Raw genomic sequence first — 24233 nt, forward strand, 5'->3', positions numbered from 1 at the left:
GTTAGTGGTTGCGGACGGCGTCGACACAGAAGTCGACTGCCTTCTCGACCGCGATGTTCTCGGCGTTGCCGGTGCGGCGGTCCTTGATCTCGACGACCCCGTCCACCAGACCGCGCCCGACGGCGAGGATGGTGGGCACGCCGACGAGTTCGGCGTCGCCGAATTTCACGCCCGGGGACACCTTGGGACGGTCGTCGTAGATCACGTCGAGGCCGGCGGCTTCAAGCTCGAAGGCGAGCTTCTCCGCGGCGGCGAAGATCTCCTCGCCGCGGCCGACGGCAACGACGTGGACGTCGGCCGGTGCGACGGCGCGCGGCCAGACGAGGCCCTTGTCGTCATGGTTGGATTCGGCCAGGGCAGCGACGGCGCGGGTGACACCGACGCCGTAGGACCCCATGGTCACCACCACCTGCTTGCCGTTCTGGTCCAGGACCTTCAGGTCCAGGGCTGCGGCGTACTTGCGGCCCAGCTGGAAGATGTGGCCCATTTCGATGCCGCGGGCGGTTTCCAGCGGGCCGGAGCCGTCCGGGGCCTCGTCGCCGGCGCGCACCTCGGTGCACTCGATGACGCCGTCCCAGCCGAAGTCGCGTCCGGCGACGAGGCCGAAGACGTGCTTGCCCGCCTCGTTGGCGCCGGTGACCCATTCGGAGCCGCGGACCACGCGGGGGTCCACGAGGTACAGCAGCTTGGCTGCACCCTCCGTACCGAGCAGCGGCGCGTCGAGGGACATGCCGGGGCCCAGGTAGCCCTTGACGATGAGGGGGTGCTTTTTGAGGTCCTCCTCGCCGGCGGCCTCGAGCGTGATTTCGCCGGCGATGGGCAGGAACGCCCCGATGTTCGCCTCGACGCGCTTGAGGTCCACGCCGCGGTCGCCGGGAACGCCGATGACCACGATCTGGCGCTCACCGGTGGGCAGGGTGACGGCGAGGACCACGTTCTTGAGCGTGTCAGCGGCCGTCCAGGCGCCGCCGTCGGCCTCGCCGCGGGGTACCAGCACGTTGGCGGCGTCCACCAGCGTGTCGATCGTGGGGGTGTCCGGGGTGTCGCGGACAACAGCTGCGGGGGCGTTGGAGAAGTCGATGTCCGGCGGGACCACCGTGGTGACGGCTTCGACGTTGGCCGCGTACCCGCCGGCGGACCGGACGAACGTGTCCTCGCCGATCTCGGTGGGGTGCAGGAATTCCTCGCTCTTGGACCCGCCCATGGCCCCGGCGGTGGCCGAGACCGGAACGACCTCGAGGCCCAGGCGCTCGAAGATCTTCAGGTAGGCGCCGCGGTGCGCCTCGTAGCTGGCGTCCAGGCCGGCGTCGTCGACGTCGAAGGAGTACGAGTCCTTCATGATGAACTCGCGGCCGCGCAGCAGGCCTGCCCGGGGACGGGCCTCGTCGCGGTACTTGTTCTGGATCTGGTAGATGCTCAGCGGCAGGTCCTTGTACGAGGAGTACAGGTCCTTGACCAGGAGGGTGAACATCTCCTCGTGGGTGGGGGCCAGCAGGTAGTCGTTGCCCTTGCGGTCCTTGAGGCGGAAGATGCCCTCGCCGTACTCGGTCCAGCGGTTGGTGGCCTCGTAGGGTTCCTTGGGCAGGAGGGCCGGGAAGTGCACCTCCTGGGCGCCGATGGCCGCCATTTCCTCGCGGATGACCGTCTCCACCTTGCGCAGCACGCTCAGGCCCAGCGGCAGCCAGGTGTAGATGCCCGGGGCGGCGCGGCGGATGTAGCCGGCACGGACCAGGAGCCGGTGGCTGGCCACTTCAGCGTCGGCAGGATCTTCACGCAGGGTGCGCAGGAACAGCTGGGAGAGTCGAAGGACCACTGGGTATCTATCCGTTTCTGGGAAGGTGCGGGGCAAAGCAGTCATCACTGGGAACGGTCAATCCGGCCCGCGAGGCTAGGTACTAATCTACCGCCAGCCCGGACGCAGAAGAGCCACGCCATAACTGACGGAAGCCCCTGGCCGTTTCCGGCTGGTCATCCTGTCATGACGTGGCTCTGCGGCCCCCAGTACCGCCAAATCTGGCAGCGGGCTCCTGTTGTTGCCCCCAATGGGCGTCTGCCACCCCGGCCATTGCACCCGGGGTACCACGTGCCCATGCGACACGGCTAGCTCGAACCTATGTGACGCGGGGCACGAAAACAAGAGTGCGCATCCAGATATTTTCAAGAGGCACTGGGCCTGAAAGTGCCCGGGTCCTAAAAAAGAACGGTCGCGAACGTCCCCACCTGGCGGAAGCCCACCTTCTCGTACGTGGCCCGGGCCCGGGTGTTGAAGCTGTTCACGTACAGGCTGGTCACGGGGGCCCGGGTCTGGGCCAGCACCACCACGGCGGCCATGTACCCGGCGCTGAGGCCCTGGCCGCGCAGTGCGGGGTTCATCCAGACGCCCTGCACCTGCGTCACGTCGGGGGTGACGGCGCCCAGCTCGGCCTTGAACACCACCTCGCCGGCGTCCAGGTGGACCAGGGAATGCCCTTCGCGGATGAGTCCCTTGACCCGGCGGCTGTAGTATTCCCGCCCGCCGAGGTACGGCGAATAGCCCACTTCCTCTTCGAACATCGCCGCGCAGGCGGGCAGGATCTTGTCGAAATCGGCGAGCTGGCCGAGGCCCAGCAGCGGATTCGGGGCCACGGCCGGGGGCCCGGAAATTGTCATCAGCGGCTGGTCCTCGCGGATCTCGTGGGCCGTCTGGCCGAACTGTTGCAGCCCGGCATACAGCGCCAGCACCGTATCGGCCGGCCCAAAGATCGAGGCGTAGCGGCGTCCGGAGCGGTGCGCGGCGGCCGCCACCGCACCGGCGAGCCCGGGGTCCAGCTGCACCGGCACCAGGTTGGCGCCGGCCCAGCAGGCACCCACCAGCGTGCCGCCGTCGAACACGCCGAGAATGCTGGCGCCGCCGGGGGTGGGGGCAGCCGAACCGGCGGTCTCCAGGTGGGACAGGATAAAGACATTGGCGACGGCGTCCTGCCGGGCCAGGTCCCGGAGCCGGGACGTGTCCGAGCCGCCCAGTACGCGGACGACGACGCCGGCTGGGGCGCCGTCCTTACGAGACGCTAACCACGGGGCTACCCTTGACAGCATCTTCGCCATCGGCCTCCCCCATTTCTTCAGCGATCCGCATGGCCTCTTCGATCAGTGTCTCAACAATCTGGCTCTCGGGCACAGTCTTGATGACCTCGCCCTTGACGAAGATCTGGCCCTTGCCGTTGCCCGAGGCGACGCCGAGATCGGCTTCGCGGGCTTCGCCCGGTCCGTTGACGACGCAGCCCATCACGGCAACGCGCAGCGGGATCTCCATGCCTTCCAGGCCGGCGGTGACCTGCTCGGCGAGCGTGTACACGTCCACCTGGGCGCGGCCGCAGGACGGGCAGGAGACAATCTCGAGCTTGCGCGGGCGCAGGTTGAGCGACTGCAGGATCTGGTTGCCGACCTTGATCTCCTCGACCGGCGGGGCGGAGAGCGAAACCCGGATGGTGTCGCCGATGCCCCGGGACAGCAGGGCCCCGAACGCCGTGGCCGACTTGATGGTGCCCTGGAACGCGGGCCCGGCCTCCGTGACGCCGAGGTGCAGCGGCCAGTCACCCTGCTCGGCGAGCATCTCGTAGGCAGCGACCATCACCACGGGATCGTTGTGCTTGACCGAGATTTTGAAGTCGCGGAAGCCGTGCTCCTCGAACAATGAGGCTTCCCACACCGCGGACTCCACCAGGGCTTCCGGCGTGGCTTTGCCGTACTTCTTGAGGATGCCCGGTTCCAGCGAGCCGGCGTTGATGCCGATCCGGATCGAGGTGCCGTGGTCCTTCGCCGCCCGCGCGATCTCCTTGACCTGGTCGTCGAACTTGCGGATGTTGCCGGGGTTGACCCGGACCGCCGCGCAGCCCGCTTCAATCGCTGCAAAGACGTACTTCGGCTGGAAGTGGATGTCCGCAATCACGGGAATCTGCGACTTCCGGGCAATGATCGGCAGCGCCTCGGCGTCGTCGGCGGACGGGCAGGCGACGCGCACAATGTCGCAGCCGGACGCCGTGAGCTCGGCGATCTGCTGGAGCGTGGCGTTGATGTCCGTCGTCGGCGTGGTGGTCATGGACTGCACGCTGATCGGGGAATCGGAGCCGACGCCCACCGAGCCGACCTTGATCTGGCGGGTCTTGCGGCGGGGCGCGAGGACGGGGGGCGGTGCTGACGGCATTCCCAGGCTGACCGAGGTCACATGGACTCCTTGTATCGAAGTAAGGCTGGTCGTATCGAAGTAGGCTGGCGGGCCGGTTAGGCGGCGTGCCCGGCGAGGAGGCCGGTCACGGGGGCCCAGGCCATGGTGCGGGTGCCGGAGATGGCGCCGGCGGCGGCGAAGGGATCCTGGCGGAGGAGCTCGTTCAGGGCGCGTTCGTCCTCGGCGTTGAAGATGAGCAGGGCGCCGGCGCCGTCACCGTACGGGCCGCTCGCGAGAAGCGTGCCTTCCTGGGCCAGCCCTGCGGTCCATTCGCGGTGCGCGGGGCGGGTGGCGTCGCGGATTTCGGCGGATTCGGCGCCGTATACGTACTCAACAGCAAAAACAGTCATACGGATACACTATCGCCCCGCCGGCCGTGGACCCACCGCGCGCCGGGCCCGTCAGGGCACCGGGTGCCGTCAGCCGAGGAAGAGCACTTTGGTCAGAACCGCGACGCCGGCCGCCCAGAGCAGCGACGTGAGGGTGCCGATGATGAACCGCTCGGCCGCTACCGGGGTCTCTTTCAGTTCGGCAAACCGGCCCAGGCCCTTAATGGCCACCACGTAGGCGATGGCGACGGGCTCGCCGGCGAGGATCGCGACGCAGACCGCCAGGCGCTCCAGCACACCGATGATGGCGCCTCCCCGCAGGATGCGGGCGCTGTTCACCGAGACGGCGGCCGGGCCTGGAGCCACAACCGCGACGGCGGGTCCTGCTCCGGCAGAGGGCTCCGGGTCAACAGTGACGTCGGCCGAGGGATCACTGGCGGGGTCGGGGGCGCCGGCGTCGGCCCGGTCATCGATGGTCCGGGCGAGCCGGAAGACGAGCGCCGTCACGGGCCAGCCTCCAAAGCCGGCCACGAGCAGGGCCAGGGTGATCCAGAGGGCGTCCACCGTTCTCCTTACAGACTGTCCCGGGGGCGGGAATCGGGGTGGCGGGCTGCGCCCGCGTCCCGGGAGCGGCCCGGAGGCTGCTCCCCGGCGTCGGGGTTGCCCGTGATGATGCCATGGGCGAAGGACAGCAGCATTTCCGCCGCCGGCCTCGCGGCCCATTCTTCCTGCCAGCCGGACCGGAGCAGCGCGCGGCTCACCGACTGTTCGGTGATTCCCAGTTTCTGGGCAGCGATTTTCTGGGTGCCGTGGGTGCCGGATTGGCCGTGCTGCACGGCGCGCAGCGCATCGACCACCTTCCACTGGGCGGCGGTCCGGTCCTGGACGAGCCGTCCGATGAGCCGCAGCACCGCCTCGGCATTGGCGCAGGCGCGGGCGCCGGCAGATCCTGCGGGCGAAGGCACGGCCTCTCCCCTGCGCAGTCCGCCGGAGACGACGGCGACCGGCACGTGGGCGGAGCCGGACTTGGCGTTCTCCACGGCCGCACGGGCCGCCACGAAGGCCGGCCCGGACCCCTCCCGCGGGCTGGACGGCAACGGCTGGTCCACCGCCCCCACGCCGATTCCCACGTACCACCGGCCGCTCCGCAGGGCGTGCAGGGCGATCTCGACGACCTCGGCCGGGCGTTCAACGACGCCCTGGACTTCGTCGCCCACTGACCGCTCGAAGCGCACTGCCGTGGACAGGCCCGCCAGCTCCTTGAGGAGGGCGGGGACGCGGTCCGAGTCGGAGCTGCTGCCGCGCTGGTCGATCGTCATCACGTACATGGCCCCACCCTAAACGGCTGATTGTAGATAATCAATCATTATCAACTGATTACCTAAAATAAGCCTCAAAAGGCTGATGGCAGAAAATCAGCGGAATCCGGTTTCTGACCGCCCGCCACGGCTGGGGCTCAACCGGGACTTGCGGCGGTCCGGGGGCACTATGACACGAACACGCCGGCGCCATCGTCCATTCCCACGGCGGACTGCGGCAAAGTGCCCCCGGGCGGCAGGGAACCGCTGGCCGGATGCACGAATGCGGGCGCCGCCGGGTCAGCCGAACAGATTGACCGGCTTGACGATGTCCGCGTAGATCAGCAGGGCGCCCATGCCCATGAGCAGCACTGCCACCACGTACGTGACGGGGAGCAGTTTCGCGATGTCGAACGCGCCCGGGTCCGGCCGGCCGAAGAGCTTGGCGATCCGGCGTCGGGCCCCCTCGTACAGCGCACCCGCCACGTGGCCGCCGTCGAGCGGCAGCAGCGGAATGAGGTTGAAGACGGCCAGGGCGAAGTTGAGTCCGGCCAGCAGCCCCACCAGGGTGGCCACCCGGGACTGCATGGGCACCTCCTCCATCGCGGCGACCTCGCCGGCAACCCGCCCCACCCCCACCACGCTGATGGGTCCGTTGGGGTCGCGGGGCGCCTCGCTGAACGCGGCCTCCGCGACGCCGGCAACACGGGCCGGAAGGTTCAGCACCACGCCGGTGATCTGTTTGATGTTCTCCCCCGCCACGGGCAGGACCGCCGACGCCGGCTGCGGCACCAGCGCGGTCTGCGCGCCGATGCCCAGGAAGCCGACGTCCTGGTACTGGAGGGTGCCGTCGGCACCCTTGGCCTGGCGACCGTCCTCGCCGACGACGGGCCGCGCGGAGAGGACCGGGGTCACGGTGGTGGTGACCGGGGCGCCGTCGCGCTCTACCGTGATGCTGACCTGCCGGTCAGCGGAGGCGCGGATCCAGCCGGTGAGTTCATCCCAGCTGGTCACGGCCCTGCCGTCGAAGGAGGTGATGACGTCGTTGGGCAGCAGCCCCGCGGCGGCGGCAGGCGTGAGCTTGCAGTCCGCGGAGTCCGGGTCCACGGTTTCGCCGGCCTTGACCTGGCATTTGGAGACGTCGGCGATGGTGGTGGTCTGGGTGGCGGTGCCGAATCCCATCAGCAGCACGGCCGTGAGCGCGAGGCCGATCAGCATGTTCATGGCCGGGCCGCCGAGCATCACGATGATCTTCTTCCACACCGGAAGCTTGTAGAAGACGCGGTTTTCGTCCCCGGGGCCCACTTCCTCGTGCGCCAGGGAACGGGCATCCGAGGCGAGGGACTGGAACATGCCGGTGCTGGAGGGACGCACGGTGCCGTCGTCCTTGTTCGGCGGGTACATGCCGATCATGGAGACGAAGCCGCCCAGCGGGATGGCCTTGAACCCGTACTCGGTCTCGCCCTTCTTGCGGGACCAGAGCGTGGGCCCGAACCCGATCATGTACTTGGTGACGCGGACCTTAAACAGCTTCGCCGGGAGCAGGTGGCCCACCTCGTGGAGGGCAATGGAGACGGCGATGCCGATCGCCACAAAGACGACACCGAGGATAAAGAGGAGGACGGGGCTCATGCTTGACTCTGCTGCTTCCTGAAAACGGGCAAACTAGGCGCTTCTGACGGCTAAACGTTCGTGGGTGCGGGCGCGTGCCCATCTTTCAGCATCCAGCACGGAGTCCACCGTCAGCCCGGAGGAACCTGTGTGTTCGCTGAGGACCGCGTCGATGGTGTCCACGATGTCGGTGAACCGGATCCGGCCGGCATGGAAGGCCATCACGGCTTCCTCATTCGCGGCGTTGAAGACCGCCGGGAAGGTGCTCCCCTGCCGGGCGGCGTCCTTGGCCAGCCCGACGGCGGGGAACGCGTCGGTGTCCAGCGGCTCGAACGTCCAGCTGGTGGCCTGGCTCCAGTCGCACGGCCGGGCCGAGCCGGGCACGCGGTCCGGCCAGCCGAGGCCCAGGGCGATGGGCAGGCGCATGTCCGGCGGGGAGGCCTGGGCGATGGTGGAGCCGTCGATGAACTGGACCATGGAGTGGACCACGGACTGCGGGTGGACCACGACGTCGATCCTCTCCAGCGGGATGTCGAAGAGCAGGTGCGCCTCGATCACCTCCAGTCCCTTGTTGACCAGGCTGGCGGAGTTGGTGGTGACCATGAGGCCCATGTCCCAGGTGGGGTGGGCCAAGGCGTCCTGCGGGGACACGTCGTGCAGCTGCTCCCGGGACTTGCCACGGAAGGGGCCGCCGGAGGCCGTGAGGATCAGCCGGTCCACCTCGGCGGCGGTGCCGGAACGCAGGCACTGGGCAATGGCCGAGTGCTCGGAGTCCACCGGGACGATCTGGCCTTCGCGGGCGGCCGCTTTGACCAGGGCGCCGCCGACAATCAGGGACTCCTTGTTGGCCAGGGCCAGGGTGGCGCCGGACGCGAGCGCCGCCAGGGTGGGCGCCAGACCGATCGACCCCGTGATGCCGTTGAGGACAACGTCGGACCCGACCTCCGCGATGCGGGTGGAGGCGTCGGGGCCCGTGATGATCTGCGGGCGGTACCCGGTCACCCCGGCCGCGGCGGCGGCGTCGTCGATCAGTGCCTGGAGGGCCCCCGCGTCGCCGGACGCGGTGCCGACGGCCTGCGCCCGGGTGTGGACGGCCTGCCGGGCCAGGAGGTCGAGGTTGCCGCCGCCTGCGCTGAGCGCCACCACCTCAAAAAGGTGCGGGGCGCCGTCGACGACGTCAATCGCCTGTGTACCGATGGAACCGGTGGACCCGAGGAGGACGATCTTGCGCGGCTGCATGGCTTAAGTATCCCGCACCCGCCCGGTGCCCGGGTCCGCCATCGAGTTGGCAGGTCACGGCAGTGCTGGTGAGACACTGCCGCGAAGTGTCCACTCGACGTAACGTGGGAACTGTGGAGTGGACGGCTTGGCTCGACGCGCCGGAGTATGAGTTCGCCCGGCAGGTGCTGCAGCGCGGCATCGCCGCCATCTACCTTGTGGCCTTCCTGTCCTCGCTCAACCAGTTCCCTGCCCTTCTCGGCGAGCGCGGGCTGTTGCCGGTCCCGGACTTCCTGGCCCGTTCCAGCCGCCTGCGCCGGCCCACCCTATTCAGCTGGCGCTACTCGGACCGGCTGCTGCGGGCCGTCTGCTGGGCCGGCATGGCAATCGCCGCCACGCTTGTCCTCGGCCTGCCGCAGCTGGGGCCGCCATGGGTTCCGATGCTGGCGTTCCTGGCGCTGTGGCTGCTGTACATGTCGATCGTCAATGTGGGGCAGACGTTCTACGGCTTCGGCTGGGAGATGCTGCTGCTTGAGGCCGGGTTCATTGTGGCCTTCCTCGGCTCCGACCAGACTCCCCCGCCGCGGACCATCCTGATCCTGCTGGCCTGGCTGGTGTTCCGGCTGGAGTTCGGCGCCGGGATGATCAAGATCCGCGGCGGCCGGGAATGGCGTGACCTGACGGCCCTGTACTACCACCACGAGACCCAGCCCATGCCCGGACCGCTCAGCCGGCAGGCCCACCTGCTGCCCAAGGCATGGCACCGCCTGGAGGTGCTCGGCAACCACTTCGCCCAGCTGGTGGTGCCGTTCCTCCTCTTTGCCCCGCAGCCCGTGGCCAGTGCTGCCGCGGGGATCATCATTTTCACCCAGCTCTGGCTGGTGGCCAGCGGGAACTTTGCCTGGCTTAACTGGGTAGCGATCCTGCTCGCCTTCGCAGCGGTCAGCGACCCGGTGGCGCATGCCCTGGTCCCGGCGATCCCGCTCGACTGGCACGCAGCGGACGCCGGCGCTGCGGATCCGGCCGCGGCGGCCGGCAGCCAGGCGCCGGTGGCGTGGCTGGTGGTGGTCCTGGTGGCCACCGTGCTGCTGGTGGTGCTCAGCTACCGCCCGGCGCAGAACCTGTTCTCCCACTACCAGCTCATGAACGCCGCCTTCAACCGCTGGCAGCTGGGGAACACCTACGGCGCATTCGGCACGGTGACGAAGCAGCGGGTCGAAATCGTGGTGGAGGGAACCCTCGACGCGGAGCCCGATGACGGCGCGGACTGGCGGGAATACGGGTTCCGGGGCAAGCCCGGCGACGTCCGCCGCATCCCGCGCCAGTGGGCTCCCTACCACCTGCGCCTTGACTGGCTGATGTGGTTCCTCCCCCTGCGCACCGTGCATGAGCAGTGGTTTTACGCCTTCCTCGCCAGGCTGCTGGAGGCGGACCGGCCCACATTGCGGCTGTTGCGCCACGATCCGTTCGACGGCGCCAGGCCCCGGTGGGTGCAGGCCCGGAGCTACCTGTACCGCTTCGCCACCCGGGCCGAGTTCCGGGCCACGGGGCAACGCTGGATCCGGATCCCGCTGCACGAATCCATCCCGCCGCTGTCCCTGCCGCCGGAGGACTGAGGCCGACATGACGGATGGCCGGAACGGGTTTTCCCATTCCGGCCATCCGTGCCCGCCATCCGTGCCCCACCGGGCGGTCCCGCCTAGACGGGAAGCTTGTCCTTCACCGGAGCAGCCTCCAGTGCGGCCTGGCGGCGGCGCAGCCACCAGGAACCCACAAAGATCAGGGCCATGGAGATGTACACCACCACCGCGAACGGCGAGGAGAACAGCGCCGAGGGGTCGTTCTGGGAGAGCTGCAGCGAGCGCCGCAGCTGCACTTCGAACATCGGCCCCAGGATCATCGCCACCACCATGGGCGCCACGGGATAGCCGTAGCGGCGCATGAAGTACCCCAGGATGCCGACCACCAGCAGGATCCCGACGTCGGCAGCGGCAAAGTTCACCGAGAAGGCGCCCAGGGCCGCGAAGACCAGGATGCCCGCGTACAGGTAGGGCCGCGGGATCTGCAGGATCTTCACCCACAGGCCCACCAGCGGCAGGTTCAGCACCAGCAGCATCAGGTTGCCGACGTACAGCGAGGCGATCAGGGTCCACACCAGCGCACCCTGGTTCTCGAAGAGCAGAGGCCCGGGCTGGATCTGGTACCGCTGGAACGCCGTGAGCATCATGGCCGCGGTCGCCGTCGTCGGAATCCCGAGCGTCAGCAGCGGGACCAGCACACCGGCGGCGGCGGCGTTGTTCGCCGCTTCCGGACCGGCCACGCCCTCGATAGCGCCCTTGCCGAACTGGGCCTTGTTGGCGCCCTTGGCCAGCTTCCGTTCCGCGGCGTAGGACAGGAACGTGGACACGTCCGCGCCGCCGGCCGGGACCGTGCCGATGGGGAACCCGATGAAGGTGCCCCGCAGCCACGGCTTCCACGACCGCTTCCAGTCGTCCTTGAACAGCCAGCCGTTCTTGCCCTTGCTGACCGGGATGACTTCGATGGGCCCGTGCCGGAGCTTGGACGCCACGTACAGCGCCTCGCCGAGGGCGAAGAGGCCCACGGCCACGAGGACCATGTCGATGCCGTCCACCAGGGTGGGGTTGTCGAACGTGAACCGCTGTTGCGCGGTGCTGTCGTCGATGCCGATCATGCCGATGAACAGGCCCAGGGCAAGGGACGCGAGGCCGCGCAGCACGGACGCGCCCAGCAGGGCACCGACCGTCAGGAACGCCACCACCATCAGCGCCACGTAGTCCACCGGACCCAGGCCGACGGCGAGTTCCGCGACCACCGGCGCCAGGAAGGACAGCAGCACGGTCGCGATGGTGCCGGCGATGAACGAGCCGATCGCCGCCGTCGCCAGTGCCGCCGCACCCCGGCCTGCCTTCGCCATCTTGTTGCCCTCAAGCGCCGTGACGATCGAGGACGACTCGCCGGGTGTGTTGAGCAGGATGGAGGTGGTGGAGCCGCCGTACATGCCGCCGTAGTAGATGCCGGCGAACACAATCAGCGCCGCGGCGGGATCCAGCGCGTAGGTGATGGGCATCAGCAGCGCGACCGTCATGGCCGGGCCGATGCCGGGCAGGACGCCGACTGCGGTGCCCACAAAGACCCCGCCCAGGGCGTACAGCAGGTAGACCGGTTGAAGCGCCGTCGAGAAGCCCTCAAGGAGCATCAGAAAGCTATCCATTGAAGAACGGCACCCCCTCAAGCAGCGGGCCCGGCGGCAGCGATACGCCAAGGAGCCCGCCGAAGACGTACTGCAGGACAAGCGCCAGCACCACGGAGATGATGATGGCCTTCCAGAGCGGCTTGGCCTCCAGGGACCACGCCGCACCGCTGAACAGCACGGCGGCGGCCACGGGCCAGCCGGCCGGCTCGATCAGGAAGATGTGGAGCACCACGAAGCCGACAAGCTTCGCGAGGGCCACCCAGTCGGTCTTGGCGGCGGCGTCGAGGTCCTCGCTCTCCTCCGCCTGGCCCACCTTGCCGCGGAGTACCTGGGCGACGATGCCGGTGCCCACGAGCACCAGCATGGTGCACACAATGTAGGGGAAGGCCCGCGGGCCGATGCCGGTCTCTGACGGCGGGATCGGGATGGATCCCGCCGTCAGGAGGCCGGCAGCGCCCACGCTGACGAACACCAGGGCGAAGAGAATCTCCCCCGTGGGCCGTTTGGCGGACGTGCTGACGTGGACGGACATTGCTACTTGACCAGGCCGATCTCAGTCAGGGTGGTCTTGACCTTGGCGATGTCCTCGGTGAGGAAGGTCTTGAAACCGTCGCCGGCCAGGAAGGCATCGTCCCAGTTGTTCTTGGCCAGGGTGGACTTCCACGCTTCCGACTCGGCCAGCTTGGTGACCGTCTCGGTCAGCTTTGCCTTGGTCGCGTCGTCGATGGAACCCGGTGCCACAACCCCGCGCCAGTTGGTCAGCACCACGTCGACGCCCTGGTCCTTGAGCGGCTTGACGCCCGGCAGGGCCGGCGCCTCGGACTCGCCGGAGACGGCGAGCGCCCGGACCTTGCCGGCCTTGACCTGCTCCGCGTATTCGCCCACGCCGGAGATGCCGGCCTGGACCTTGTTGCCGAGCAGCGCGGCGATCGATTCGCCGCCGCCGGAGTAGCCGATGTAGTTCAGCTGGTCGGACGCCACACCCTGGGACTTGAGGATCTGGCCGGCCAGGATGTGGTCCGCGCCGCCGGCCGAGCCGCCGGTGATGGCCACTGCCTTGCCGTTGGCCTTGATGTCATCCACCAGGTCCTTGACGGACTGGTACTTGGACGACGCCGGGACCACCAGGACCAGGGGCTCCTCGGTCAGGCGCGCGATGGGGGTGGTGTCTTCCAGCCGGGTCTTGGCCGCGTTGGTTTCCACGGCACCGACCATGACGTACCCCATCACCATGAGCGTGTTGGGGTCCTTTTCGGTGGCCAGCTTGGCCAGGCCGTTCGTGCCGCCGCCGCCGCCGATGTTGCTGACCTGGGCGGAGGTGACAAGTTTGTTCGACTGCAGGTCCTGCTGCATCGCACGGCCGGTCTGGTCCCAGCCGCCGCCCGGGTTCGCCGGAACAATGATGCTGAGCTTCTTGAGGGGATCCGTGGCGGAGCCCTGTCCTGCCGAGGCTCCGCTGGCACCGCCTGCGCAGGCGGACATGGCGAGGACGACGCCGGCTGCACCGGCAACGAGCGCAGCCCGGCGGGTGAAGGTGGTCCGGGTGGAATTGAAGGGGGAGGTCATGGTTTCTCCTTGTTGAAATGTGACGCACGTCATCGGAATCACTTCCCAGAGACTAGGAGCGGCCCGGGCCGGGGGCCAGAATTTGGCCGTAGAGGTAGTAGTGGTCATATTGGTCACGGCCCGGAGCCCGGATTTGGCCAGTGATGCGGGCGGCAGGATGGGAAACTTGTGACATGGTTCACAGGATCCCCTTACGCTTCCAGCTGGTGGCGCTGCAGCTCGCCATCGTGCTGGCAGTCCTGACGGCGGTGGGGGTGGTGACCATCCGGATGCAGGAGCAGCAGCTCCGGGACGCTTATAAAGGCCGGCTGATCGGGGTGGCGGAGAGCGTGGCCCGGCTGCCCTCCGTGGTGAACGCCCTGGGCACGCCGCACCCGTCTGCCACCATCCAGCCCATCGCCGAAGTCATCCGGCAGGCCTCCAACGTCACCTATGTGGTGGTGACGGACCGCAACGGCGTCCGTCAGTCCCACCCGAACCCGGCGGAGATCGGCCGGCCGGTGTCCACGGATCCGTCGGTGCCGCTGTCCGGCGAGATCTACGTCGGGACCCAGACAGGAACACTGGGCGAGTCCTGGCGCGTAAAGGTTCCCGTCTTCGACGGCGCCGGCGCCGTGATCGGTTCAGCCTCGGTGGGCGTCCTGGAGAGCACCCTGGCCGAGGACCTCTACGAGGATCTGCCGCAACTCTTCGGCTGGCTCCTCGGAGCGGCGCTGCTCGGGTCACTCGGAGCGATGTACATCTCCAAGCTCGTCTGGCGGCGGATCTACAAGCTGGAGCCGGAAGATATTGCGGCCCTGCTGGAGACACGCGACGCGATGCTGCACGGCTTGGGCGAGGGGCTGGTGGCCGTCGACGCCGACGGGAAGGTGGCGCTGGTCAACGACGAAGCCCGCCGGCTGCTGGGCGTGGGAGGGGAGGTCACCGGACAGCCCGCCAGCGAATGCCTGGAGCCCGGGATCCGGGCGATGCTGACCGCCGGGACGGCTGCGGAGGAGCTGGTGCTCTCCGGGGAGCGCATCCTGCTGGGCAAAGTCAACGCGGCCACCGTGGACGGCCGGGAGGTGGGCAAGGTCCTGATCCTCCGCGACCGGACGGAGCTCCACACGATCCTCCGCGACCGCGACGGCGCCCTGGATGTGACGCAGGCACTGCGGGCCCAGGCCCACGAATTCGCCAACAAACTGCACGTGATCTCCGGCCTGCTGGAACTCGGCGAGCATGCCAAGGCCGTGGAGTTCCTGGGCCGCAGCCACAGCGACGCGGCCTTCGTCAACCGCCCGCTGGCCGCAGGCATCACCGACCACGACGTCCGGGCGCTGCTGATTGCGAAGTCCACTGTCTGCGCCGAGCGGGGCGTGGAGATCCTGGTGAGCCCGGAGTCGACCTGCACCCCTGATGGCACCGGCGATGTCATCACCGTCCTCGGGAACCTGATCGACAATGCGGTGGACGCCGCAGGCTATGACAGCACCATAGGCGTCCGGCTGGAGGAAACCCCCGACGGCCGGCGCACCATCACGGTCGAGGACGACGGGCCCGGCGTCCCCGTGCCTGAGCGCGCCGCCGTCTTCGAAGCGGGGGTGACCACCAAACCGACCGAAGGGATCAACACCCGCGGCTTCGGACTGGCGCTGGTCCACCGCGTGGCCCTGCGCCGGGGCGGCACTGCATCGGTGGCGTCGTCCGGACGGGGCGGCGCCTGCTTTACGGTGGTACTGAAAACAAAAGAGGCGGAACTACAAGACCAATGAGCCCCATACGCACCCTCATCATTGACGATGACGTGGCAGTCGCCGGAATCCACCACGGGTTCCTGCTGGCCCGCGGCGGCTTCGACGTCGTTAGCCTCGCCCACACCGGACAGCAGGGCCTCGACCTGGCGGCCGAGCTGCGGCCGGAACTGGTCCTGCTGGACATCCATCTTCCGGACATGTCCGGCCTGGACGTTCTCCGGCAGCTCCGCGGCCGCGAGCAGGCCCTGGATGTCCTGGTCATCACGGCTTCGAGGGAGCTGGACACGGTCCGCGGCGCCATGGCCGGCGGCGTGCTGCACTATCTGGTGAAGCCTTTCACGTCCCAGGCCCTGAACGAGCGGCTCGACGAATACCAGCAGCTGCGCCGCGAACTGGCTGCGGGCGGGGCGGACGGGCCGCTGGACCAGGACAGCATCGACCGTCTGGTGGCGCCGTCGCGCCGGGCCGCTGCGGATCCGGTGGCCTCCCCGGCGGCGGGGTCCTTGGCGGATGCCCCGGCCCGGCTGCCGAAGGGGCTGTCGCGGCCCACGCTGGATGCGGTCATCGAGGCGCTCAAGTCCAGCCCGGAGGACGTTTCCGCGGCCGGGATGGCGCTCCAGCTTGGGCTCTCGCGGGTCAGTGCGCGGCGCTACCTCGAATACCTGGTGATCCACGGCTTCGCCCGGCTCACACCCCGCTACGGCGCTGCGGGCCGGCCGGAGAACCGGTACCTCTGGAAGCGCTGAGCGTGTCATCCGTTTGCCACGAAGGGCCGTTAAAAGACCCTCCATAGCGGCCATTTGTGGTGAATCGACGAAGCCCGACCATGCGGGCCGGCCCCCGGAGCGGGCGCTAGTGGCTGGCGCGGCGGAGGGTGGATTCGGCGTGCTTGAGGATGGGCCCGTCAATCATCTTGCCGTTGAACTGGAACACACCCGAGCCGGCCTCGGCCGCGGCGGCCAGCAGTTCGGCGGCGGCCGCAACCTCGGCCTCGGACGGCGCGTAGGCCCCGCGCACCACGGCCACCTGGTTCGGGTGAATGCACGCTTTCGAGCCGAAGCCTGAGGCGACAGCGTCGCGGGCCTCGACGGCGAGTCCGTCCAGGTCCGGGATGTTGACGTAGACCGAATCGACGGCTTCCTTGCCGAACGCGCGGGCGGCCAGCAGCACCGTGGAGCGGGCATGCAGCGCGACCGCGCGGTAGGCGCCGTCGTCCGTTCTGCTGGAGGTGCCGCCCAGCGAGGCGAGCAGGTCCTCGGCGCCCCACATCAGCCCGACCACGTTGGGTTCGGCCGCGATGGCGGCGGCGTTGACCACCCCCAGCGCCGTCTCACAGAGCGCAATGACGCTGTAGCCCTCCAGCTCCTTGAGCTGGTGGGCGCCCTCGGCCTTGGCCAGCATGACGTGCCGGTATGGGGTGTGCTTGAGGCAGTGGAGGTCCTTCTCGAACTCCTCCGTGCCGGCGGGGTTGATCCGGATGATGGTGCGGCTGGGGTCCAGCTCGGGGACGTCCCCGGTGGCGCCGAGCTGGGCGAGGATCGCACCGCGGGCCCGCTGCTTGTCCGCCGGCGCGACGGCATCCTCAAGGTCCACAATCACGGCGTCGGAGCGCTCGGCTGCCTTCTGGTAGCGCTCCGGGCGGTCGGCGGGGCAGAACAGCAGGGCGGGGCCCATCAGGAAACTCATGGCTCTATTCTGCCCCTCTGTGTGCGCTCTGGTCAGCGGAGTGCGCTTCCCGGGTCCACATCAGGCAGCTGCGCGTGGCGAGTGCGACGACGTCGCCGTGCTGGTTCCGGCCGGTGTGCTTCATGGTCACAACTCCCTGGCCGGGGCGGGAGGAGGACAGGCGCTTTCCGGTCACCACCGTCTCCGTGTAGAGGGTGTCGCCGTGGTACATCGGGTGCGGGAACGACACGTCCGTGAGTCCCAGCTGGGCGATGATGGTGCCCTGGGTCAGCTGCGGCACCGACTGCCCCACCACGGTGGCCAGGGTGAACATGGAGTTCATGAGGCGTTGGCCGAAGGGCTGCTCCGCGCTCCACGCGGCGTCAAGGTGCAGCGCCTGGGTGTTCATGGTCATGGTGGTGAAGAGGACGTTATCCGCCTCGGTGACGGTCCGGCCGGGCCGGTGCGCGTAGACCACACCCTCCTCGAGCTCATCGAAGTACAGACCCCGCTGTTCAATGACGCGGGGCTCGGTGGCGCGGGGTTCGGTGGCGCCGGGTTCGGTGGTGGGCTGGGATTCAGTTGTCATACCGTCAGTTCCTGGTCTTCCTCGAAAAGTTCGGCTCCGGTGGCCGCCGCCACGTCCTCGGCCGTCACGTTGGGGGCGAGTTCGCGCAGCACCAGCCGGGATTGTCCGCCGTCGGTCACCACGTCGATCACCGCGAGGTCCGTGATGATCCGGTCCACGCAGCCTTTCCCGGTCAGCGGCAACGTGCACTGTTCCACGATCTTGGGCCGGCCGTTCCGGTCGATGTGCTCCATCATCACGATCACCTTCTTGGCGCCGAACACCAGATCCATGGCGCCGCCCATGCCCTTAACCATCTTGCCGGGGATCATCCAGTTGGCCAGGTCGCCATTCCGGGCAACTTCCATCGCCCCGAGCACCGCGACGTCCACGTGCCCGCCGCGGACCATCCCGAAGGAGGCGGCGGAGTCGAAAAACGCGGCCCCCTTGTTGACCGTGACGGTTTCCTTGCCGGCGTTGATCAGGTCCGGATCCACCGCGTCCTCCGCCGGGTAGGGCCCGACGCCCAGAATCCCGTTCTCGGAGTGCAGCACCACCTCGACGCCGGCGGGGATGTAGTTGGGAATCAGGGTGGGCATGCCGATGCCGAGGTTGACGTACTGCCCGTTATGCAGTTCCTTCGCCACCCGCGCGGCCAGTTCGTTCCGCGTCCAGCCCTTGCTCTCCACACCGGCAGGGTGCTCGACGGCGGCGGGCCGGTATTCGTGGCGCACCGCTTCCGGGCGGGGCGGTTGCTCCGGCAGGCTGTTGGATTCCATGGCCTAGGCTCCTGACTGGTGGGTGGCTGGGGCTGAGGTTCCGGTGCCGGCGGGCGGGGCCGCCAGGGCCACCGTCCGTTTCTCGATCCGCTTCTCGGCGCCGGGGGCCAGCACCACACGCTGGACGAAGATGCCGGGAATGTGGACGTGCTCGGGGTCCAACTCCCCCGGCTCCACCAGTTCCTCAACCTCGGCGATGGTGATCTTTCCGGCCATGGCGCAGAGCGGGTTGAAGTTCATCGCCGTGGCGTGGAAGACGAGGTTGCCGTGGCGGTCGCCCTTCCAGGCGTGCACCAGGCCGAAGTCGGGGGTGAGCGATTCCTCGAGGACGTAGTCGGCGCCGTGGAAGCTGCGCACCTCTTTGGGTTCAGAGGCGACAGCGATGTTGCCGTCGGCGTCGTACTTCTGCGGCAGGCCGCCGTCGGACACCTGGGTGCCGACGCCGGCCGGGGTGTAGAACGCCGGGATCCCGGCGCCGCCGGCACGCAGCTTCTCGGCCAGCGTGCCCTGCGGGGTGAGGACCACCTCCAGTTCGCCGGCGAGGTACTGCCGGGCGAACTCCTTGTTCTCCCCCACGTAGGAGCTGATGGTGCGGCGGATCCTGCCGTCCTTCAGCAGGATGCCGAGCCCCCAGTCATCCACTCCGCAGTTGTTGCTGACGGTCTCCAGGTCCGTGGCGCCGCTGTGGTGCAGGGCCTCGATGAGGGCCACAGGGATCCCGCAGAGGCCAAACCCGCCGACGGCGAGCGAGGCACCGTCGTGGATGTCCGCCACCGCCTCGGCAGCGCTGGCCACAACCTTGTTAATCATCGTTGATCCTTCTCTCGACGGTTGCGGCCAGCGGGCCGGTCAGAGCCCCAGTTCGCGGGCGATCAGCATCAGCTGGACCTCCGTGGTGCCCTCGCCGACTTCAAGGATCTTGGAGTCGCGGTAGTGGCGTGCCACGGTGAATTCGTTGATGAAGCCATAGCCGCCGAACACCTGGGTGGCGTCCCGCGCGTTGTCCATGGCTGCCTCGCCTGCGACCATCTTAGCGATGGCTGCCTGCGTCTTGAACGGCTTGCCGGCGAGCATCCGGGCGGCCGCATCGTAGTAGGCCAGCCGGGCGGTGTGGGCGCGGGCTTCCATCCGGGCGATCTTGAACGCGACGGCCTGGTACTTGCCGATGTTCTGCCCGAACGCGCTGCGTTCCTTGGCGTATTTCACGGCCTGGTCCACACAGCCCTGGGCGGCGCCGACGGCCAGTGCCGCGATGGCGATGCGGCCCTCGTCCAGGATGGAGAGGAAGTTGGCGTAGCCGCGGCCCCGCGTGCCCAGCAGGTTTGCCTCGGGAACGTGGACGTTGTCCAGGGTCAGGGGGTGCGTGTCCGAGGCGTTCCAGCCGACCTTGTTGTAGGCCTTCTCCGCCCTGAAGCCGGGGGTGTTGGTGGGCACCAGGATGGTGGAGATTTCCTTCTTGATGCTGCCGTCCGGGCGCTCCTCCTGGCCGGTCACCGCGGTGACCGTGACGAGCCGGGTGATGTCCGTGCCGGAGTTGGTGATGAACTCCTTATTGCCGTTGATGACCCACTCGCCGCCACCCAGCTTGGCGGTGGTCTTGGTGCCGCCGGCGTCAGAGCCGGCCTCCGGTTCGGTCAGGCCGAAACCGGCGAGCGCCTTGCCGGAGGCCAGCAGCGGCAGCCACTCCTCCTTCTGGGCAGCGTTGCCGAAGCGGTGGATCGGCATGGCCCCGAGGGAGACGCCGGCTTCCAGGGTGATTGCGACGGACTGGTCCACGCGGCCCAGCTGTTCCAGGGCGAGGGCCAGCGCGAAGTAGTCCCCGCCCATGCCGCCGAATTCCTCCGGGAAGGGCAGGCCGAACAGGCCCATGTCCGCCATCTGGGAGACAACCTCATAGGGGAAGCTGTGCTCCTCGTCGTGCTTGGCGGAGACCGGGGCCACCACTTCGTCGGCGAATTCGCGGACGGTGTTGCTGAGGTCCTGGTAGTCCTCGCTGAGTTCAAAATCTGGCATGGTGACTCCTTTGTCGGTCATTCTGTCCGTGGTGCTGTCTGGGAACGTGGTGCTGTCTGGAAAATGCGGTGAAACTGGGGGATCTAGTCCGCCGCGCCCATGGCGATGACGGCTTCCTCGATGGTGTCCTCGGCTGCGTTTTGCGGCGAAGCCGCTGCCCCTGAGTGGGCGGGGTGGATGGTGGCGAGGACCTGGTCCGCCTTCACCAGGTCGCCGGAGGCGGCGCTGATGTGGACGGTTCCGTCCAGCGGCGCCACGAGCTGGTGCTCCATCTTCATGGCCTCCACCGCGAGCAGGACCTGCCCCGCGGTGACGGCATCCCCGTTGTTCACGGAGACGGACACCACTGTGCCCGGCATCGGCGAGCGCACCGCGGGGTCCGCGGCGCCTTCTTCTTTCTCGATGGCGGCCAGCACCCGGGCCAGCCGGGCCTCGCGGGTCAGCACCTCGAGCCGGCAGGACCAGCCCTCGTTGCCGAGGAGGATCTCCGTGGGGACGCCCGGCGTCGGGTTATCCCAAGCGGGTGTGACCGGTCCGGTGTAGACCGGCGCAAGGCGGTAGGTCCGGGCCGCCCCGTCCAGGGTCAGCACCACGTCGTCGCGCCCGCGGAACTTCAGGGACGCCCGGCGCTGCGGGCCGTCCGCGACCGCCACGGTCACTTGGGCCGAGGTTGCGCTGCCGTGGATGTACACGGAGGTGACGCCGCCGCCTGATGTTCCCAGGGTGACCATTCTGGGTGCCTGGGCGCCGACGCGCCATCCGTCCCGCCGCCGCCAGGGACCGTCAACGGCGGCGCTGTTGTGCTCCTCCATGGCCAGGGCATACACAGCGGCGGCGACCAGTTCGAAGTCGTCCGTCCGCCGGAAACCGAATTCCGGCATCTTGCGCTCGATCAGGCCCGTGTCCAGCCGTCCTGCGCGGACGTCGGCGTCGTTGATCAGCAGCCGCAGGTATTCGACGTTGGTGTCGATGCCCAGCGCCGTGTACCCGGCGAGCGCCCCGTCCAGCGTCTCCAGGGCGGCGGTGCGGTCCGCGCCCCAGGCGATGACCTTGGAGATCATGGGGTCATAGCTCGACGAGATCTCCAGGCCTTGAACGAGGGCCGAGTCCACCCGGACGCGGCCGTGGCCGGCCGTTTCGACTTCGTTGCGGGCCGGGGCGCTGGGCCGCGGCGCGGGGCCGGGCAGCTCGTCCAGTAGTACGACCTGTCCGATGGAGGGCAGGAAGTTCTTCTCCGGGACTTCGGCGTAGACGCGGGCCTCCATCGAGTGGCCGGTGAGGACGACGTCGTCCTGGCGGACGGTGAGCTCCTCGCCGGCGGCGATGCGCACCTGCCATTCGACCAGGTCGATGCCGGTGACCATCTCGGTGACGGGGTGCTCCACCTGCAGGCGGGTGTTCATCTCCATAAAGAAGAACTCATCCGGGGCGTTGTCCGAGACCAGGAACTCCACGGTGCCGGCCCCGGAGTAGTTGACGCTGCGGGCCGCGTTGCAGGCGGCCTCGCCGAGCCGGGCGCGGATGGCCTCGCCGTCGGGCAGGTTCTCCAGCAGCGGCGAGGGGGCTTCCTCGATGACCTTCTGGTGGCGGCGCTGCAGGGAGCACTCGCGCTCCCCCAGGTGGATGACGTTGCCGTGGTTGTCCGCCAGCACCTGGACCTCGATGTGCCGCGGGGTGAGCACCAGTCGCTCCAGGAACAGGGTGTCGTCGCCGAAGGCGCTGGCGGCGACCCGGCGGGCGGTGGCCAGGGTGTCCGTGAGGTCCTCGGGGCGTTCGACGATATGCATGCCCTTTCCGCCGCCGCCGGCGGAGGGCTTGATGAGCAGCGGGTACCCGACGCCGGCCGCCGCGTCGATCAACTGCGCGTCCGTCATGCCGGGTTCGGCGATGCCCGGAACCACGGGCACGCCGTAGCCGGTGACGTGGTTCTTGGAGCGGATCTTGTCGCCCATGACGTTGAGGGATTCGACGCCGGGGCCAATGAACGTGATGTCCGCCTTCTCCAGGGCGCGGGCGAAGTCAACGTTCTCGCTCAGGAAGCCGTAGCCCGGGTGCACGGCTTCGGCTCCGGTCTCGCGGCAGGCCTGGATGATGGCCTCGATTTTGAGGTAGCTCTCGGCCGCGGCCGCCGGGCCGATCCGCACGGCGACATCCGCCTCGCGCACGTGCCGGGCCCCGGCGTCGGCGTCGGAATAGACAGCCACCGAGCGGATGCCCAGGGCGCGCAGCGTGCGGATCACGCGGCAGGCGATCTCGCCGCGGTTGGCGACGAGCACGGTGCCGAACAGCGGCTTGCCGCCCTCCGGCGTCGGGGAAGCTTCAGTCGGGGCTGTCAGCGGGGTGTCAGTCGGGGAAGAAATGGTCATGGCTGCTGGCTCACATCCGGAAAAGGCCGAAGGAGGTCTCCGGCAGCGGGGTGCGGGAGACGACGTCGAGCGCCAGTCCCAGGACGGTGCGGGTGTCCGCGGGGTCGATCACGCCGTCGTCCCAGAGGCGGGCGGTGGAATAGTAGGGGCTGCCCTGGTCCTCATACTGGGCCTTGATCGGGGCCTTGAACGCCTCCTCGTCGGCGGCGGACCATTCCTCGCCGCGGGCCTCGAACTGGTCCCGCTTGACGGTGGCGAGCACGCTGGAGGCCTGGTTCCCGCCCATCACGGAGATCCGGGAGGCCGGCCACATCCAGAGGAAGCGCGGCGAGTAGGCCCGCCCGCACATGGAGTAGTTCCCGGCGCCGAAGGAGCCGCCGATCACCACGGTCAGCTTGGGCACGCGGGCGGTGGCGACGGCGGTGACCATCTTGGCGCCGTTCTTGGCGATGCCGCTCTGCTCGTAATCCTTGCCGACCATAAAGCCGGAGAGGTTCTGCAGGAAGATCAGCGGGATGCCGCGCTGGTCGCAGAGCTCGATGAAGTGGGCGCCCTTGAGCGAAGATTCGCTGAAGAGCACGCCGTTGTTCGCCACGATGCCCACCGGGTGGCCGTGCAGCCTGGCGAAGCCGGTGACCAGGGTGGTGCCGTAGTTCTTCTTGAATTCGTGGAAGCGGCTGCCGTCCACCAGCCGGGCGATCACCTCGCGGACGTCGTACTGGGCGTTGACGTCGGTGGGGACGGCGCCGTACAGCTCCTCCGGGTCGGCAACCGGTTCGACGACGGTGTCGATGTCCCAGGCGGGGGCGGCCGGCTTCGGCAGGGTGGAGACGATGTCGCGGACGATCTGGAGGGCATGCTCATCGTTCTCGGCCAGGTGGTCCGTCACGCCGGAGATCTTCGAGTGCACGTCGCCGCCGCCGAGCTCCTCCGCGGTGACGATCTCGCCGATCGCGGCTTTCACCAGCGGCGGACCGCCCAGGAAGATGGTGCCCTGGTTGCGGACGATCACGGTCTCGTCGCTCATGGCGGGCACGTAGGCGCCGCCCGCCGTGCAGGAGCCCATCACCGAGGCAATCTGCGGGATCTTCACCGCGGACATCTTGGCCTGGTTGAAGAAGATCCGGCCGAAGTGCTCCTTGTCCGGGAACACCTCGTCCTGTTTGGGCAGGAAAGCCCCGCCGGAGTCCACCAGGTAGATGCAGGGCAGCCGGTTCTCCAGCGCGATCTCCTGGGCACGGAGGTGCTTCTTGACCGTCATCGGGTAGTAGGTGCCGCCCTTGACGGTGGCGTCGTTGGAGATCACCAGGACCTGGCGGCCGTGGACCAGCCCGATCCCGGCAATAACGCCGGCGCCGGGCGAATCGCCGTCGTACATGCCGTCGGCGGCCAGCGGGGCGATCTCGAGAAACGGGCTTCCGTCGTCGAGTAGCTGGTCGATGCGCTCGCGGGGCAGGAGTTTGCCGCGGGCCACGTGCCGCTCCCGGGACTTTTGCGGCCCGCCCAGCGCGGCCGTGGCGAGGCGTTCCTTCAGCTCGCGGGCCAGCACCAGCTGGGCCTCGCGGTTCGCGGCGTAGGCGGCGCTCGCGGCGTCCACCTGGCTGGCGATTGTCTCCATTGACTGCTTCCGTTCTGGGCCTTCATGCTGGGGACCTGACCTGCGCCC

Annotated in this window: 21 protein-coding genes; 3 read left to right on the plus strand and 18 right to left on the minus strand. The window is 68.7% G+C overall.

Translation table 11 applies throughout. The features are described 5' to 3' along the window. Position 1: 1 nt before the first annotated feature. The 8 genes from ACTWQD_RS09845 to dxr form a co-directional block, all read right to left on the minus strand. Entirely contained in the window at positions 2–1813 is a 1812-nt protein-coding gene (locus ACTWQD_RS09845) for a proline--tRNA ligase (protein WP_443195959.1), read from the minus strand. A gap of 377 nt (positions 1814–2190) precedes the next feature. Next, positions 2191–3075, minus strand: coding sequence for a GNAT family N-acetyltransferase (locus ACTWQD_RS09850; RefSeq protein ID WP_443196194.1), 885 nt, complete (start codon positions 3073–3075; stop codon positions 2191–2193). Beyond that, positions 3038–4204: a flavodoxin-dependent (E)-4-hydroxy-3-methylbut-2-enyl-diphosphate synthase gene (gene ispG / locus ACTWQD_RS09855; protein WP_066434737.1), complete on the minus strand. Its 1167-nt coding sequence runs from the start codon at positions 4202–4204 to the stop codon at positions 3038–3040. The genes ACTWQD_RS09850 and ispG overlap by 38 nt, the downstream gene beginning before the upstream one ends. A gap of 56 nt (positions 4205–4260) precedes the next feature. Continuing rightward, a complete protein-coding gene (locus ACTWQD_RS09860; RefSeq protein WP_443195960.1) occupies positions 4261–4554 on the minus strand; it encodes a YciI family protein in 294 nt (97 codons plus the stop codon). A gap of 69 nt (positions 4555–4623) precedes the next feature. After that, on the minus strand, positions 4624–5097 hold the full coding sequence (locus ACTWQD_RS09865; RefSeq protein WP_443195961.1) for a hypothetical protein: 474 nt from the start codon (positions 5095–5097) through the stop codon (positions 4624–4626). An 8-nt stretch (positions 5098–5105) separates the two neighbouring features. Beyond that, positions 5106–5861, minus strand: a complete 756-nt coding sequence (locus ACTWQD_RS09870) for a MarR family transcriptional regulator (RefSeq protein WP_443195962.1) — start codon at positions 5859–5861, stop codon at positions 5106–5108. A 270-nt stretch (positions 5862–6131) separates the two neighbouring features. Beyond that, a complete protein-coding gene (locus ACTWQD_RS09875; protein ID WP_443195963.1) occupies positions 6132–7463 on the minus strand; it encodes a M50 family metallopeptidase in 1332 nt (443 codons plus the stop codon). 33 nt (positions 7464–7496) lie between these two features. Continuing rightward, a complete protein-coding gene (gene dxr, locus ACTWQD_RS09880) occupies positions 7497–8681 on the minus strand; it encodes a 1-deoxy-D-xylulose-5-phosphate reductoisomerase (RefSeq protein WP_443195964.1) in 1185 nt (394 codons plus the stop codon). A 113-nt stretch (positions 8682–8794) separates the two neighbouring features. Here dxr and ACTWQD_RS09885 point away from each other — a divergent pair, with 113 nt between their 5' ends. Then, positions 8795–10276, plus strand: a complete 1482-nt coding sequence (locus ACTWQD_RS09885; RefSeq protein WP_443195965.1) for a lipase maturation factor family protein — start codon at positions 8795–8797, stop codon at positions 10274–10276. An 83-nt stretch (positions 10277–10359) separates the two neighbouring features. Here the strand turns inward: ACTWQD_RS09885 and ACTWQD_RS09890 are convergent, their stop codons facing one another. From ACTWQD_RS09890 to ACTWQD_RS09900, 3 genes are read right to left on the minus strand one after another with little or no spacing between them, the layout of a single operon-like run. Beyond that, on the minus strand, positions 10360–11892 hold the full coding sequence (locus tag ACTWQD_RS09890) for a tripartite tricarboxylate transporter permease (protein ID WP_443195966.1): 1533 nt from the start codon (positions 11890–11892) through the stop codon (positions 10360–10362). Continuing rightward, positions 11885–12406, minus strand: a complete 522-nt coding sequence (locus ACTWQD_RS09895) for a tripartite tricarboxylate transporter TctB family protein (protein WP_443195967.1) — start codon at positions 12404–12406, stop codon at positions 11885–11887. Before ACTWQD_RS09895 ends, ACTWQD_RS09890 begins: the two co-directional genes overlap by 8 nt. A 2-nt stretch (positions 12407–12408) precedes the next feature. After that, on the minus strand, positions 12409–13440 hold the full coding sequence (locus ACTWQD_RS09900) for a Bug family tripartite tricarboxylate transporter substrate binding protein (protein WP_443195968.1): 1032 nt from the start codon (positions 13438–13440) through the stop codon (positions 12409–12411). A 173-nt stretch (positions 13441–13613) separates the two neighbouring features. On the opposite strand from ACTWQD_RS09900, the gene ACTWQD_RS09905 reads away from it, so the two are divergent. Together ACTWQD_RS09905 and ACTWQD_RS09910 are read left to right on the plus strand one after the other, a co-directional pair. Next, positions 13614–15194 carry an ATP-binding protein gene (locus ACTWQD_RS09905; RefSeq protein ID WP_443195969.1) on the plus strand — a complete coding sequence of 527 codons (1581 nt, stop codon included), beginning with the start codon at positions 13614–13616 and terminating at the stop codon, positions 15192–15194. Further along, positions 15191–15922, plus strand: coding sequence for a response regulator (locus ACTWQD_RS09910; RefSeq protein ID WP_443195970.1), 732 nt, complete (start codon positions 15191–15193; stop codon positions 15920–15922). The genes ACTWQD_RS09905 and ACTWQD_RS09910 overlap by 4 nt, the downstream gene beginning before the upstream one ends. A 106-nt stretch (positions 15923–16028) precedes the next feature. Here ACTWQD_RS09910 and ACTWQD_RS09915 read toward each other — a convergent pair whose 3' ends face one another. From ACTWQD_RS09915 to ACTWQD_RS09945, 7 genes are all read right to left on the minus strand, one after another. Continuing rightward, positions 16029–16862: an HpcH/HpaI aldolase/citrate lyase family protein gene (locus ACTWQD_RS09915; RefSeq protein WP_443195971.1), complete on the minus strand. Its 834-nt coding sequence runs from the start codon at positions 16860–16862 to the stop codon at positions 16029–16031. Positions 16863–16866: 4 nt separating this feature from the next. After that, positions 16867–17430: a MaoC family dehydratase gene (locus tag ACTWQD_RS09920; RefSeq protein WP_443195972.1), complete on the minus strand. Its 564-nt coding sequence runs from the start codon at positions 17428–17430 to the stop codon at positions 16867–16869. Next, positions 17427–18188 carry a CoA transferase subunit B gene (locus ACTWQD_RS09925; protein WP_443195973.1) on the minus strand — a complete coding sequence of 254 codons (762 nt, stop codon included), beginning with the start codon at positions 18186–18188 and terminating at the stop codon, positions 17427–17429. Before ACTWQD_RS09925 ends, ACTWQD_RS09920 begins: the two co-directional genes overlap by 4 nt. Before the next feature lie 3 nt (positions 18189–18191). Then, positions 18192–18998, minus strand: coding sequence for a CoA transferase subunit A (locus tag ACTWQD_RS09930; RefSeq protein ID WP_443195974.1), 807 nt, complete (start codon positions 18996–18998; stop codon positions 18192–18194). 39 nt (positions 18999–19037) lie between these two features. Further along, a complete protein-coding gene (locus tag ACTWQD_RS09935) occupies positions 19038–20201 on the minus strand; it encodes an acyl-CoA dehydrogenase family protein (protein WP_066434689.1) in 1164 nt (387 codons plus the stop codon). A gap of 83 nt (positions 20202–20284) precedes the next feature. Continuing rightward, positions 20285–22567: an acetyl/propionyl/methylcrotonyl-CoA carboxylase subunit alpha gene (locus ACTWQD_RS09940; protein WP_443195975.1), complete on the minus strand. Its 2283-nt coding sequence runs from the start codon at positions 22565–22567 to the stop codon at positions 20285–20287. A 10-nt stretch (positions 22568–22577) separates the two neighbouring features. After that, positions 22578–24185 carry a carboxyl transferase domain-containing protein gene (locus ACTWQD_RS09945; RefSeq protein ID WP_443195976.1) on the minus strand — a complete coding sequence of 536 codons (1608 nt, stop codon included), beginning with the start codon at positions 24183–24185 and terminating at the stop codon, positions 22578–22580. Between the last annotated feature and the right edge of the window lie 48 nt (positions 24186–24233).

Origin of the sequence: Pseudarthrobacter sp. 1C304 (assembly GCF_052245515.1) — a bacterium.
Classification (GTDB): Bacteria; Actinomycetota; Actinomycetes; order Actinomycetales; family Micrococcaceae; genus Arthrobacter.